The 874-nt window shown below is 55.4% G+C and carries 1 protein-coding gene; it reads right to left on the minus strand.

Features of this window, described 5'->3' with window-relative positions:
• Nucleotides 1–33: 33 nt before the first annotated feature.
• On the minus strand, nt 34–874 hold an 841-nt coding region (locus tag NG99_RS22250), incomplete at its 5' end, for an IS256 family transposase (protein WP_034897935.1).

Consider the following 874-nt stretch of genomic DNA (forward strand, 5'->3'; position numbering starts at 1 on the left):
GACCCTGTACACGATTCTGTGTAAATGCCTTTCTCAGAAGTGACCGTCCAGGCGGTCACCGAACTCGATAATAAAGCGGCTCATCGCCATACGCCAGTCCCTCAGCGGCATCGTCCATTTCTGTGACGCAGCCTGGATTGCAAGCCATACCACCTTTTTCACTGCATCGTCCGTCGGGAACACCTTACGCTTTTTGATGGCATGCCGGATCACGCTGTTCAGCGACTCGATGGCATTCGTTGTGTAGATCACCTTGCGGATGTCTGCCGGATAAGCGAAGAACGTCGCCAGATTGCTCCAGTTTGCCTGCCAGCTCCGGCTTATCTGCGGGTAGCGGCTGTCCCAGGCGCTGGCGAACGCTTCCAGTGCCTGCTGGCCTGCTTCTTCCGTGGGGGCCTGATAGATGGCTTTCAGGTCGCGGGTGACGGCTTTGTAGTCCTTCCAGGAGACGAACCGCAGGCTGTTGCGCACCATATGCACGATGCACAGCTGGATGCGGGCTTCCGGATACACGGTGTTGATGGCGTCCGGGAAGCCTTTAAGCCCGTCGACACAGGCGAGGAGGATATCGTTCAGGCCGCGGTTTTTGAGTTCGGTCAGCACATTGAGCCAGAACTTTGCGCCCTCGTTTTCGGCCAGCCACATACCCAGTAATTCTTTCTGGCCTTCGATGTTGATACCCAGGGCAAGGAACACGGATTTATTGATGACGCGACTGTCCTGTCGAACTTTCAGCACGATACAGTCAAGATAAACAATGGGATAGACTGCGTCCAGTGGCCGATTTTGCCACTCGGTGACCTGCTCCATGACGGCATCAGTGACCTTTGAGACCAGCGCAGGTGATACATCTGCGTCATACAGCTCTTTGAAC

Source organism: Erwinia typographi (assembly GCF_000773975.1).
GTDB classification, from domain to species: domain Bacteria; phylum Pseudomonadota; class Gammaproteobacteria; order Enterobacterales; family Enterobacteriaceae; genus Erwinia; species Erwinia typographi.